The organism is Paenibacillus sp. R14(2021) (genome assembly GCF_019431355.1).
GTDB lineage: Bacteria > Bacillota > Bacilli > Paenibacillales > Paenibacillaceae > Paenibacillus_Z.
Map to the genome: position 1 here is coordinate 4,974,295 of NZ_CP080269.1, position 14,500 is coordinate 4,988,794.

General features: G+C 53.3%; 5 protein-coding genes and 3 rRNA genes. 7 read left to right on the forward strand and 1 reads right to left on the reverse strand.

From position 1 onward, the window contains the following. The first annotated feature begins 6 nt into the window (after nucleotides 1–6). From KXU80_RS23005 to KXU80_RS23015, 3 genes are all read left to right on the forward strand, one after another. On the forward strand, nucleotides 7–564 hold the full coding sequence (locus KXU80_RS23005) for a cysteine hydrolase family protein (RefSeq protein ID WP_219835478.1): 558 nt from the start codon (nucleotides 7–9) through the stop codon (nucleotides 562–564). 15 nt (nucleotides 565–579) lie between these two features. Beyond that, complete coding sequence (locus tag KXU80_RS23010; RefSeq protein ID WP_219835479.1) at nucleotides 580–2,022, forward strand: nicotinate phosphoribosyltransferase; 1,443 nt, start codon at nucleotides 580–582, stop codon at nucleotides 2,020–2,022. Between the two features lie 223 nt (nucleotides 2,023–2,245). Next, entirely contained in the window at nucleotides 2,246–2,593 is a 348-nt protein-coding gene (locus KXU80_RS23015; RefSeq protein ID WP_219835480.1) for a hypothetical protein, read from the forward strand. A gap of 8 nt (nucleotides 2,594–2,601) precedes the next feature. Here the strand turns inward: KXU80_RS23015 and KXU80_RS23020 are convergent, their stop codons facing one another. After that, nucleotides 2,602–3,759 (reverse strand): acyltransferase, encoded by a 1,158-nt coding sequence (locus KXU80_RS23020; RefSeq protein ID WP_219835481.1) that lies wholly within the window; start codon nucleotides 3,757–3,759, stop codon nucleotides 2,602–2,604. A gap of 208 nt (nucleotides 3,760–3,967) precedes the next feature. On the opposite strand from KXU80_RS23020, the gene KXU80_RS23025 reads away from it, so the two are divergent. The 4 genes from KXU80_RS23025 to KXU80_RS23040 all read left to right on the forward strand — a co-directional run bounded on the left by KXU80_RS23025 (nucleotide 3,968) and on the right by KXU80_RS23040 (nucleotide 14,415). Beyond that, nucleotides 3,968–8,647 (forward strand): S-layer homology domain-containing protein, encoded by a 4,680-nt coding sequence (locus KXU80_RS23025; protein ID WP_219835482.1) that lies wholly within the window; start codon nucleotides 3,968–3,970, stop codon nucleotides 8,645–8,647. A gap of 587 nt (nucleotides 8,648–9,234) precedes the next feature. Then, nucleotides 9,235–10,777 (forward strand): 16S ribosomal RNA (locus KXU80_RS23030). Between the two features lie 169 nt (nucleotides 10,778–10,946). Beyond that, nucleotides 10,947–11,063: ribosomal RNA gene (gene rrf, locus KXU80_RS23035) — 5S ribosomal RNA — on the forward strand. A 425-nt stretch (nucleotides 11,064–11,488) separates the two neighbouring features. Then, a 23S ribosomal RNA gene (locus tag KXU80_RS23040) occupies nucleotides 11,489–14,415 on the forward strand. The 16S, 23S and 5S rRNA genes sit together here, the layout of an rRNA operon. The last annotated feature ends 85 nt before the right edge of the window (nucleotides 14,416–14,500 follow it).

Genomic DNA, 14,500 nt, shown 5'->3' on the forward strand with positions numbered 1-14,500 from the left:
ATGCTTATGAAAGCACTTATCGTCATCGATTATACGTACGACTTCGTGGTCGGCAAGCTGCCGTGCGGCCAGCCGGCGATTGATATCGAGGAACGCATGGCCAGGCTGACGGAGCAGTTTGCTGCGCAGGGGGATTTTGTCGTCATGGCCGTCGATTTGCACCGGGAACGAGATGAACTGCATCCCGAGCATAGACTTTTCCCTCCGCATAATATCGAAGGAACCAGCGGCAGGGAGCTCTACGGGAAGCTGAAGGATGTCTACGAGGTGAATCAGAGCCGGATCTACTGGATGGACAAAACGCGCTACAGTGCCTTTTGCGGAACGGACTTGGAACTGCAGCTCCGCATGAGAGGCATTGAAGAGCTGCATTTGATCGGCGTGTGCACCGATATTTGCGTCCTGCACACGGCTGTAGACGCCTATAATAGAGGCTTTCGGATCAACGTCCACGCAGACGCGGTTGCATCCTTTAATTTGCCGGGCCATGACTGGGCATTGACGCATTTCGAACGGACGCTTGGGGCGGATATTTACAGAAATGGCCACCGGATCACGATGTAAAGGAGAGAGCACGGTATGGATTACGAGAATTTGACGCTTCATACGGACAAATATCAAATCAATATGATGTACGCCCACTGGGTGCAGGGTACGCACAACGAGGGATCGGTATTCGACGTATATTTTCGCAAGCTGCCCTTCGGGAACGGATATGCGGTTTTTGCGGGTCTAGAACGCGTCGTGCACTATATTCAGGGCCTTCGTTTCGGGGAAGAAGAAGTCGCGTTCCTTCGCGAGCAGGAGGAAGGATACAAGGAAGAGTTTCTGGATGCGCTGCGCGAGTTTCGGTTCACGGGGCAGCTGGATGCTGTTCCTGAAGGCACGGTCGTTTTCCCAAATGAACCGATGCTTCGCGTCACCGCGCGGATTTTCGAAGCGCAGCTAATTGAAACGGCGATTCTCAATTTCGTTAATTTCCAGACGTTGATCGCGACCAAAGCTTCGCGTATTAAACAAGTCGCCGGCGATGACGGTCTGCTTGAATTCGGAACGAGGCGCGCGCAGGAGGCCGATGCTTCCGTCTGGGGCGCCAGAGCGACTTACATTTCCGGCTTTCACGCGACGTCCAATCTGCGTGCGGGCCTGCTTTTCGGCATCCCGACGAAGGGAACGCATGCCCATTCTTGGGTGCAGGGCCATGATAGCGAAGAGGAAGCGTTCCGCAAATTTGCGGAGGTGCTGCCGGATCAAGTGACGCTGCTTGTCGACACGTACGATACGCTGCGCAGCGGCGTGCCGAACGCCATCCGCATCGGACGCATGCTGGAGCGCCGCGGCAAACGCATGAATGCCATCCGTCTCGACAGCGGCGATTTGGCCTACCTGTCCCAGGAAGCCAGGCGGATGCTGGATGAAGCGGGCCTGCATTATGTCGGCATTGTTGCTTCCAATGATTTAGATGAAGCGCTGATTTTGAGCCTCAAGGGACAGGGTGCCAAGATCGATGTCTGGGGCGTCGGCACGCAGCTGATCACATCCGGCGATCAGCCATCGCTTGGTGGCGTTTACAAAATGGTAGCGCGTGAGAAAGACGGGGAGTACGTGCCGGTCATCAAGATTTCCGGCAATCCGGAGAAGGTGTCGACGCCAGGGCGCAAAGAGGTTTACCGGATCATCAACCGCGAGACCGGCATTGCGGAAGGCGATTATATGACACTCGTGGAAGAAGGCCCGATTAATACGGAAGAGCCGCTCACGCTGTTCGATCCCGTGCATCAATATATTCAGAAGGAGATAAAGCAGTACGATGCGGTACCGCTGCTGGTGCGCATATTCGAAGACGGCGAGCTTGTCTATACGCTGCCGGCTCTGGAAGAAATCCGCAGCTACCACCGCGAGCAGCTATCGCTCTTTTGGCCGCAGGTGCTGCGCAAGACGAATCCTTCGGAGTACCGAGTCAATCTCAGCGAGACGGCGTGGCAGCTGAAAATGGCGCTCATTGCGAAGTATCGGCAGTGAGAAGCTTTAGATGGTACGAAACACAGCTTCGGGCCTAAAATGAAAACCGGCAGCGACGGACAGATTCATACGTCCGTTGCTGCCGGTTTTTTTGTCCTGCAATCCCTCTCCCCAAATCCGCGTCTCTGCTGCGATAAGTCGGTGATGCGAATTCCGCCGGATGCTCTATTGCGCTCGCGTCCTGCATATATATCAGCACGAGACGAGAGGAGTGCGATCCGATATGGACAAGAAGATCAAAAACTACTACCAGCTGAAGCAGAAACAGAAGGAAATTGAGCAGGAATTAGCCGAACTGCGTGAAGAAATTTTATCGTATTGCTCCGAACAAGGGACTTCGGCCATGGAACTCGGAAATTACAGAGTGAAAATTGTTCCGCAGGAGCGCAAGGAATACGACGAGACTAAGCTGTTCGAAGCGCTGCCGAACTTAGAGCTGTGGCGGCTGCTCTCCAGGCCCGATTCAGGCAAGATCGCAAGCTTGATTAAGCTGAACGTAATTTCTGAAGAGGCTATCAAGAACGCGTACACGGTAAAGCTGGTTTCCTCCCTGCAAGTCGAGCGTAAGTAGCTTCCCGTCTAGGCGGAGTTTGTGCGCTCGAACGATTCCCGTTTGCGGGCGCTGTAGAACTGCCGAACGGCTGCAGCCAACGTTCGCACCGTCCATGCGGCAATAACGGACAGCAGGACGCAAAGCGCGCAGGCGAGGAGAGACCGCGAGGTGACCGATCCGCCCGGGAGCATCGCGTCCGTCAACCGTTCCGTGTATCGGAGCACGTAGGCATGAGCCAGATAGGCCGCGTATGAATAGGCGCCAATGATGCTGACCGGCCGAGTTAGATAGGCCGGCCCCTGCCGCACGAGCCGCAGCGTGAAGATGTAGACAGCGGCAATCGAAAGGATAAGAAGCACGGACATATCGAGCCGCAGCAGCGCAAGCACGTCGAAGCGGATGCGCACCGCCGGGACAAGCTTGAAATGATCAACGACCTTCACGAGCATCGCACCAATGGCAGCGGCATAGAGCGCCCAGATGATATATCGGCTTTTATCCAGCCAGTTTCTCCATACCTCCAGATGCAATCCGGCAAACGCACCAAGGGCGAAGTAAAAGAAATACATGATTGCATTGCGGTCCAAATAAGTCGTGAAGCAGCCGCGAAGGAAAGCCGCATGAATGCGGAAGGATGCATGATAGATCGCGCTGCCTTTGTACATCAGCACAAGGTAAAGCACGCCCAATGCCAGCACAATGGCTGCCGCCGTTCGGGCGGAGTGGATGCTTACTTTTCTAACCATTCGCTGCAGGAGCGGGAAGAGCAGATAGAACTGGAAGATCATCACGATATACCAGAGATGATAGGATGCTTTTCCAGTGAAAATCATCATCCCAAGCCTAGACAGCGATGCAGCATCCCATAGATTCAAGTGCTGGAATTCCACGGCATAAAGCACGGCCCATGGCACGTAGGGCAGCAGGATATCCTTGCATCGCTTGCCGACAAACGTCCCATAGCGAATATCGCCGTCATAATTATAGAACAGGACAAGTCCCGTCATGAACACGAACATCGGAACAGCGAATTTGGCGGCGAGCAGGATGATGCCGAGCATCACGCCGTCGCCGAGCCGAGCCTCCGGCATGGGAAAATAATGAGCGGCGGCATGCTGCATAACCACGGCCATGAACGAGAGCCCCCGCAGTGCTTCGATTTCTTCGATTCTATTTTTACGCATCGTTCCATCCTCTCCGATTCCATAGACTTTCACACGATAGCAGTTATTTGGGAACGGTGCAATCGCGTAACGTGGTTACCCCTATTTCGCCTCATTTTGCATAATCGACACAATTTCGTAGAGAGGTATCTATCGAACCATGCCGAAAATAACATATAATGTCTTTTTACATAGGTTGTGGAGGAAAATTTCATACTGGAGGCATCTCATGGGAAAAGCAAAAATGACGAAGAAGATGGTCAGCCTTGCAATGGCGGGCTCACTTTCTCTCACGTCGCTTGGGGCGGTACATGCAGCAGCGGAAACAGATAAGACTGCGGCGGATATTAGCGGGCATTGGGCGGAGCAGGATTTGAAGGAATGGATCGCAAAGGGTTGGATCGGCGGATACGGCGATGGCAGCTTTAAGCCGAACGGAAGCGTGACGCGCGCGGAATTCGTTGCGCTCGTTAACCGTGCATTCGGCTTCACTGCAGCCGGCACTGCCGCGTTCAAAGATTTGAAGACAACCGACTGGAGCTACGCCGAAATTCAGAAAGCTGTTAAGGCGGGTTACCTAACCGGCCTTCAAGACGGCACCATCCATCCAAAGGCGCCGATTACCCGCCAGGAAATCGCGCTTATCGTCGAACGGCTGCTGGGCTTAACGCCTTCGGAGAAAGCAGCAGACTTCTTTAGCGATGCGGCGGCTATTCCGGCGTGGAGTAAAGGTGCCATTGGCGCTGTCGGAGCAGGCGGCATCATGAAAGGCTACGAAGACAACTCGTTTAAACCAGGCAGCAATGCTTCGCGTGCCGAAGCGGTCGTTATTCTCAATCACGCCATTACGGTGAAGCCGGTGGCATCTCTGTTTGATAAGCCGGGAACCTTCGGTCCGGCAACGGGCAGCCAAACGATTAAAGGCGATGTAACGATAACCAGTCCGGGAGTTACGCTGCGGAATATCGTGATTGAAGGCAATCTTACATTAGCGGCGGGGATCGGCGAAGGCGATGCAGTCTTGGATCATGTCACTGTGAAAGGTACGACAACGGTAAGCGGCGGCGGCGAGCACAGTATCCATTTCGTGGATTCCGTATTACTCAAAATCGTCGTCGATAAAGGGACGGGCACCGTCCGGATCGTAGCGGAAGGCTCTACGACGGTCGCTAACGTCGTCGTGCAGTCCAGAGTGACGATCGAAGAATCCCAATTGACCGGCGAAGGATTTACGGACGTGCAATTAAGCAAGCTGCTCCCCAAAGGCGCCGTAGTCACGCTGCTGGGCTCGTTCGACGATATTGACGTCTCGAGTACGAGTGTACGAATCGACATCCCGCGCGGCGATGTTCATATTTTCACCGTCAATGAAGATTCCAAAGATAATGATATTAATCTCGGCAATGATGCAAAGGTTGTAAAATTGGTGCTGAACGCTGCTGTTGACGTTTTTGGCGGAGGAACGGTAGAAACGGCTCAAATGAACCTAGATGCGAGAACGTCCACAACCTTTTCTTCCCAGCCGACTAACAAGGTCGATGAACATGGCAATCCGATTAACCCGCCTTCTTCCGGCGGAGGCCTGACGCAGGGGCAAATCGACCAGCGTGCAGCGGACAGCGTTATCTCGCTAATAGCGGCGCTTCCCGCGGCGTTAAACATTACGCTTGCGAACGAAGCGGCTGTAACGGCGGCAAGCAGTGCCTATGACGCACTAACAGCGGCGCAGAAGGCGCTGGTTACCAATACGGGCAAGCTGAACGAAGCGAAGACGAAAATCGCGGATCTGAAAGCCCAGCAGCTAGCCGACCAGCAGGCTGCAAACGCGGTCATCGCACTAATCGACGCGCTCCCGGCGACAGCTGACCTTACGGTTGTTCACGATGAAGCAGCCGTGAAGGCGGCAAGTGATGCTTACGGTGCTTTAACGGCAGCGCAGCAAGCACTCGTCACCAATAAGAGTAAGCTGACGGCAGCCATAACCAAGATCGCCGACCTCAAAGCGGCAGCACCCGTGATTACGCAAATCGGCGCGCTTCCGGCAGCCGATGCGCTCACGCTAGGAGACGAGGCAGCGGTAACGGCAGCGGATAACGCGTATAACGCGCTGACCGCGGCGCAGAAGCTGCTTGTCACGAATGCGGTCAAACTTACAGGGGCCAAAGCAAAAATCGCCGCGCTCAAAGCCGAGCAGCAAGCGGATCAGCAAGCTGCCGGCGACGTCATCGCCTTAATCAACGCGATTCCAGCAGCCGCTCAGCTAACGCTGATTCACGATGAAGCAGCAGTAACAGCGGCGGATAACGCATATAACGCGCTGACGGCCGAGCAGAAGCTGCTTGTCACGAATACGGGCAAGCTCGCAGAAGCGAAGGCAATGATCGCTGATCTCAAAGCGGCAGCACTCGTGATTACGCAAATCGGCGCGCTCCCTGCAGTGAACGTACTTACGCTCGGAGACGAAGCAGCAGTAACAGCAGCGGATAGCGCGTATAACGCACTGACCGCTGAGCAGAAGCTGCTGGTCACGAATACGAGCAAACTCACGGCTGCGAAGGCCATGATCGCCGATCTCAAATCGGCAGCTCCGGTGGTATTGCAAATCAGTGCGCTTCCGGCAGTGGACGCTCTGACGCTCGGAGACGAGGCGGCAGTAACCGCAGTGGATAACGCGTATAACGCGTTGACGGCCGAGCAGAAGCTGCTGGTCACGAATGCGAGCACGCTCACGGCAGCGAAGGCAAAAATCGCCGATCTCAAAGCGGCAGCACTCGTGATTACCCAAATCGGCGCGCTCCCAGCAGCGAACGCACTGACGCTCGGAGACGAGGGGGCGGTAATAGCAGCGGATAACGCATATAATGCTTTGACCGCGGCTCAGAAGCTGTTGGTGACGAATACGAGCACGCTCACGACAGCGAAGGCAAAGATCGCCGATCTTAAAGCAGCAGCTCCTGTCATCTCTCAAATCGGCGCGCTCCCAGCAGTGAACGCACTGACGCTCGGAGACGAGGCGGCAGTAATAGCAGCAGATGACGCATATAACGCGCTGACGGCTGCACAAAAACTGCTCGTTACGAATACGAGCACGCTCACGGCAGCGAAGGCACAGATTGCCGATCTTAAAGCGGCAGCTCTTGTCATCGCTCAAATCGGTGCACTCCCTGCAGCGAACGCACTGACGCTCGGAGACGAAGCAGCAGTAACAGCAGCAGATAACGCGTATAACGCGCTGACGGCTTCTCAGCAGCTGTTAGTCACGAATACGAGCACGCTCACTGCAGCGAAGGCAAAGATCGCCGACCTTAAAGCGGCAGCACTCGTAATCTCGCAAATCGGCGCACTCCCTGCAGTGATCGTACTAACGCTCGGAGACGAAGCAGCAGTAACAGCAGCAGATAACGCGTATAATGCTTTGACCGCGGCGCAGAAGCTGCTGGTCACAAATACGAGCACACTGACGGCAGCGAAGGCAAAGATCGCTGATCTTAAAGCGGCAGCACTCGTGACCTCTCAAATCGATGCACTTCCTGCAGCGAATGTACTGACGCTCGGAGACGAAGCAGCAGTAACAGCAGCAGATAACGCGTTTAACGCTTTGACCGCGGCACAGAAGCTGCTAGTCACAAATACGAGCGCACTGACGGCAGCGAAGTTAAAGATCGCTGATCTTAAAGCGGCAGCACTCGTGACCTTGCAAATTGGTGCACTCCCGGCAGCGAATGCGCTGACGCTTGGAGACGAGGCCGCAGTAGCAGCAGCGGATAACGCGTATAATGCGCTGACGGCTGCACAAAAACTGCTTGTTACGAATACGAGCACGCTCACGGCAGCGAAGGCAAAGATCGTCGACCTCAAAGCGGCAGCTCCTGTGATTACGCAAATCAGCGCGCTTCCGGCAACGAACGCACTGACGCTCGGAGACGAGGCAGCAGTAACAGCAGCGGATGACGCGTACAACGTGCTGACAGCAGCTCAAAAACAGCTGGTCACGAATGCGGGCACGCTCACGGCAGCGAAAACCAAAATCGCCGCGCTCAAAGCCCAGCTGCTGCTGGATCAACAAGCTGCAAACACAGTAATCAACCAAATCAATGCACTTCCGGCAACCAATGTTATTACTTTGGCCGATGAAGGGGCAGTGCAGGCTGCAAGCCAAGCTTATGCTGCACTCACCATCGCACAGCAAGGTTTGGTGACCAATAAAACCATACTGGACGACGCAGTTGCGAAAATCGCTGCGCTGTACCAATCGCTGTTCATCACGAGTCTGTCCGTGACGAATTTTGATTTTGAAACGGTGTACGCAACACAGGCAAGAGGGGAAAGCATCACGATCACCGACACGAATTTCGGATCACACCCGATTCAATTCACGATTAGCGACGGCATAGTTACGATTCCGGTTGATTTGAACTGGGATATTCCGCTGAATGGGCTCACAACCGGACAGGCGGTAGGATCGGCAGTCGACAGCTTTATCCAGCAGTACTGCAATGATCATCATATTGATCTAGGCCTGCGTACGCTGGGAGCCGTCGGTTTCGGAAATACGTTCTCCATCTTTACGTTTGCGACAGGACCGCAAGCACATATTACGCTTGACGGCGGCTACGCGGCTTTCTTCACGAGTAATCAATTCTATGGGACCAATGATGATACTAGTAAGAATCGTTCATTTACGGTTGGAGATGGTAACCATACGGCATCGATCGTGCTGGAGTGGGCTTATAACGACATGGACGATATGGTTGCTGATCTGAATTGGCAGCTTCAAGCAGCGAATGTCGCAGCCAAAGCCGTTAAGGTAGATGCGACGCATTTCAAACTAACCTTAACCGCTAATGTGACAATCACCATAGGCGGGACGAACAAAGGACAGTTTTTCGACACGTTCCAACTTAACTAATAGCAGCTTACAAGACACAAGGCGCCGGGCTTAGCTCGGCGCTTTTTATTTAATTAGGAAGTAAGTACACAAGTAAGCTACTATTCACCTTCTACAAATTCCTGCCTCTCCTAACCGTTCACAGTGCTCAACTTATTCCATTGGGCGGGTTATGCTAGGACGACGGAGCAGTGGAAAGGACCGGGAAGAACAAGATAATCAGTCTGTCACGATGATTGGATTGGCTGACAACTGCTTGACGAGGCTTAATATATGTTTTTCGACAAATTCCGAAAAAATGCTTGCACAAATCAAATCGCGTATGGTATATTCTAATTCCGGCCGAGACAAACTAATCGGAACGGCGCGAAACACTTGAAAGTTTTGAAAAATAAAGCTTGCAAAGTTGTTTCGAAATATGATATATTCTAATTCCGGTCATGAGCCGGACGCTAGAATAAACAACAACTTGTTCCTTGAAAACTGAACAATGAGCGATCTGTCATACAGATTTAAACAAGCTAGTTTTTGAATGAGCTAACAAGCAAATTCATCTAGACGAATACTGCATGTTCAACCTCACGGTTGCACACGCAAACCAATCGTCTTTTATGGAGAGTTTGATCCTGGCTCAGGACGAACGCTGGCGGCGTGCCTAATACATGCAAGTCGAGCGGATCTTTCCTTCGGGGAAGGTTAGCGGCGGACGGGTGAGTAACACGTAGGCAACCTGCCTGCAAGACTGGGATAACATTCGGAAACGAATGCTAATACCGGATACACAATTTCCTCGCATGAGGGAATTGGGGAAGGCGGCGCAAGCTGTCACTTGCAGATGGGCCTGCGGCGCATTAGCTAGTTGGTGGGGTAACGGCTCACCAAGGCGACGATGCGTAGCCGACCTGAGAGGGTGATCGGCCACACTGGGACTGAGACACGGCCCAGACTCCTACGGGAGGCAGCAGTAGGGAATCTTCCGCAATGGACGAAAGTCTGACGGAGCAACGCCGCGTGAGTGATGAAGGTTCTCGGATCGTAAAGCTCTGTTGCCAGGGAAGAACAGCCAGGCGAGTAACTGCGCTTGGAATGACGGTACCTGAGAAGAAAGCCCCGGCTAACTACGTGCCAGCAGCCGCGGTAATACGTAGGGGCAAGCGTTGTCCGGAATTATTGGGCGTAAAGCGCGCGCAGGCGGCTTTGTAAGTTTGGTGTTTAATCTCAGAGCTCAACTCTGATTCGCATCGAAAACTGCAAGGCTTGAGTACAGAAGAGGAAAGTGGAATTCCACGTGTAGCGGTGAAATGCGTAGAGATGTGGAGGAACACCAGTGGCGAAGGCGACTTTCTGGGCTGTAACTGACGCTGAGGCGCGAAAGCGTGGGGAGCAAACAGGATTAGATACCCTGGTAGTCCACGCCGTAAACGATGAATGCTAGGTGTTAGGGGTTTCGATACCCTTGGTGCCGAAGTTAACACATTAAGCATTCCGCCTGGGGAGTACGCTCGCAAGAGTGAAACTCAAAGGAATTGACGGGACCCGCACAAGCAGTGGAGTATGTGGTTTAATTCGAAGCAACGCGAAGAACCTTACCAGCTCTTGACATCCCAATGAAAGCATTAGAGATAGTGCCCCTCTTCGGAGCATTGGAGACAGGTGGTGCATGGTTGTCGTCAGCTCGTGTCGTGAGATGTTGGGTTAAGTCCCGCAACGAGCGCAACCCTTGATCTTAGTTGCCAGCACTTCGGGTGGGCACTCTAAGGTGACTGCCGGTGACAAACCGGAGGAAGGTGGGGATGACGTCAAATCATCATGCCCCTTATGAGCTGGGCTACACACGTACTACAATGGCCGGTACAACGGGAAGCGAAACCGCGAGGTGGAGCGAATCCTATCAAAGCCGGTCTCAGTTCGGATTGCAGGCTGCAACTCGCCTGCATGAAGTCGGAATTGCTAGTAATCGCGGATCAGCATGCCGCGGTGAATACGTTCCCGGGTCTTGTACACACCGCCCGTCACACCACGAGAGTTTACAACACCCGAAGTCGGTGGGGTAACCCGCAAGGGAGCCAGCCGCCGAAGGTGGGGTAGATGATTGGGGTGAAGTCGTAACAAGGTAGCCGTATCGGAAGGTGCGGCTGGATCACCTCCTTTCTAAGAGAATACCTGATCTCGATGAAGATCAGATAGCATCGCAAGATGCACAAATGACATGGTCGCTCATGTTCAGTTTTGAAGGCGCAAATCTTCAACAAAACCATAAGGTTGATGCTTTTACTGAAGGAATTCAGGAAGCGCATTCGACCGTAAAACATCTTATCCGTTTGGTGGCGATGGCGGAGGGGAACCACGCGTACCCATCCCGAACACGACCGTTAAGCCCTCCAGCGCCGATGGTACTTGGACCGCAGGGTCCTGGGAGAGTAGGACGTTGCCAAGCGGGTGCTAATAGCACCAATATTGTTTAATGGATGTTACTTTCTTGAAGTCATTCAAGAAGCGTATCGTTCAGAAAACAATTTTTGAAGGTTGTATCTTTTACTGAAGTCATTTCAGGAAGGACATCGACCGCAAAAATTCCTTGCACCTTGAAAACTGGATACGAAATTTGCGAAACATCTCTTAGCTGAGATTAACGAAGATTGTTAGCGAAGGTTTTGTCATTGCAGCGATTTTGGTACGGAGCGAAAGCGCCGGCAAATTCGAATGAGAACGACTTTGGTGCGAAGCACCACGGGAGGCTTCATCGAAGTTGACGGGACTGAAGCGGCGGCACCACATGAGCACAATCGGCACCATAAACCGAAGCACAAGATGAATGCTGCATGTCCAATCTTAGGATTGTACACGCAAGCCAATCATCAAGGTTAAGCTACTAAGAGCGCACGGAGGATGCCTAGGCGCTAGGAGCCGAAGAAGGACGTGGCGAACAACGAAATGCCTCGGGGAGCCGTAAGCAGGCTTTGATCCGGGGATGTCCGAATGGGGAAACCCGGCTGGAGTAATATCCAGTCACTATGCAGTGAATACATAGCTGCATAAGAGGCACACCAGGGGAACTGAAACATCTAAGTACCCTGAGGAAGAGAAAACAATAGTGATTCCGTCAGTAGCGGCGAGCGAACGCGGATTAGCCCAAACCAAGGAGCTTGCTCCTTGGGGTTGTAGGACGTCTCACATGGAGTTACAAAGGTGTTGGCTAGACGAAGAGGTCTGGAAAGGCCCGCTATAAGAGGTAAAAGCCCTGTAGTCTAAAGTCAATACTCTCCGAGACGGATCCTGAGTACCGCGAGACACGTGAAACCTCGTGGGAATCCGGCAGGACCATCTGCCAAGGCTAAATACTCCCTAGCGACCGATAGCGAAGCAGTACCGTGAGGGAAAGGTGAAAAGCACCGCGGAAGCGGAGTGAAACAGAACCTGAAACCGTGCGCTTACAAGAAGTCAGAGCCCTCTATATGGGTGATGGCGTGCCTTTTGTAGAATGAACCGGCGAGTTACGTTCCCATGCAAGGTTAAGGTGAAGAGCCGGAGCCGCAGCGAAAGCGAGTCTGAATAGGGCGAATGAGTATGTGGACGTAGACCCGAAACCGTGTGATCTACCCCTGTCCAGGGTGAAGGTGCGGTAACACGCACTGGAGGCCCGAACCCACGCATGTTGAAAAATGCGGGGATGAGGTGGGGGTAGCGGAGAAATTCCAATCGAACTCGGAGATAGCTGGTTCTCCCCGAAATAGCTTTAGGGCTAGCCTCGGAATTTAGAGTCGTGGAGGTAGAGCACTGATTGGGTGCGGGGCCCGCCAAGGGTTACCAAGTCCAGTCAAACTCCGAATGCCATGTACTTATATCCGGGAGTCAGACAGTGAGTGCTAAGATCCATTGTCAAGAGGGAAACAGCCCAGACCATCAGCTAAGGTCCCCAAGTGTGTGTTAAGTGGGAAAGGATGTGGAGTTGCAAAGACAACCAGGATGTTGGCTTAGAAGCAGCCACCATTTAAAGAGTGCGTAATAGCTCACTGGTCGAGTGACTCTGCGCCGAAAATGTAACGGGGCTAAACACACCACCGAAGCTATGGCTTGCAACTTATGTTGCAGGGGTAGGGGAGCGTTGAATGTACGTTGAAGTCAGACCGTAAGGACTGGTGGAGCGCATTCAAGTGAGAATGCCGGTATGAGTAACGAAAAGACAAGTGAGAATCTTGTCCGCCGTAAGACTAAGGTTTCCTGAGGAAGGCTCGTCCGCTCAGGGTAAGTCGGGACCTAAGGCGAGGCCGAAAGGCGTAGTCGAAGGACAACAGGTTGATATTCCTGTACCACCGTAAGCCGTTACGAGCAATGGGGTGACGCAGAAGGATAGTGACGCGGGCTGATGGATGCCCGTCCAAGCAGTGAGGCTGATGTGTAGGCAAATCCGCACATCGATAAGGCTGGGCTGTGATGGGGAGCGAAAATTGCAGTAGCGAAGGTCATGAGTTCAGGCTGCCAAGAAAAGCCTCTAGCCAGGTGAAGGTGCCCGTACCGCAAACCGACACAGGTAGTCGAGCAGAGTATGCTAAGGCGCTCGGAAGAACTCTCGTTAAGGAACTCGGCAAAATGACCCCGTAACTTCGGGAGAAGGGGTGCCTCGGTAGGGTGAATAGCCCGAGGGGGCCGCAGTGAAAAGGCCCAAGCGACTGTTTAGCAAAAACACAGGTCTGTGCGAAGCCGTAAGGCGAAGTATACGGGCTGACGCCTGCCCGGTGCTGGAAGGTTAAGGGGAGTGGTTAGCCGCAAGGCGAAGCTATGAACCGAAGCCCCAGTAAACGGCGGCCGTAACTATAACGGTCCTAAGGTAGCGAAATTCCTTGTCAGGTAAATTCTGACCCGCACGAATGGCGTAACGACTTGGGCGCTGTCTCAACGAGAGATCCGGTGAAATTTTAATACCTGTGAAGATGCAGGTTACCCGCGACAAGACGGAAAGACCCCATGGAGCTTTACTGCAGCTTGATATTGGACTTTGGTACGATCTGTACAGGATAGGTGGGAGCCTAAGAAGCCGGAGCGCCAGCTTCGGTGGAGGCAACGTTGGGATACCACCCTGATCGTATCGGAGTTCTAACCTGGTACCGTAATCCGGTACAGGGACCGTGTCAGGTGGGCAGTTTGACTGGGGCGGTCGCCTCCTAAAATGTAACGGAGGCGCCCAAAGGTTCCCTCAGAATGGTTGGAAATCATTCGCAGCGTGCAAAGGCATAAGGGAGCTTGACTGCGAGACCTACAAGTCGAGCAGGGACGAAAGTCGGGCTTAGTGATCCGGTGGTACCGAATGGAAGGGCCATCGCTCAACGGATAAAAGCTACCCTGGGGATAACAGGCTTATCTCCCCAAGAGTCCACATCGACGGGGAGGTTTGGCACCTCGATGTCGGCTCATCGCATCCTGGGGCTGAAGTAGGTCCCAAGGGTTGGGCTGTTCGCCCATTAAAGCGGTACGCGAGCTGGGTTCAGAACGTCGTGAGACAGTTCGGTCCCTATCTGTCGTGGGCGTAGGAAATTTGAGAGGAGCTGTCCTTAGTACGAGAGGACCGGGATGGACGCACCGCTGGTGTACCAGTTGTTCCGCCAGGAGCACCGCTGGGTAGCCAAGTGCGGACGGGATAAGCGCTGAAAGCATCTAAGCGTGAAGCCCCCCTCAAGATGAGATTTCCCAATTCGTAAGACCCCTGGTAGACGACCAGGTTGATAGGTTCGAGGTGGAAGTGCAGCAATGCATGCAGCTGACGAATACTAATCGGTCGAGGGCTTATCCTATTGAACCCTGTTAAGGGGTTCACTTCGGAAACCAACGTTAACATCTTCGCTCAGCTAAGTAATGACCTTCGCAAAGGTTCGTATC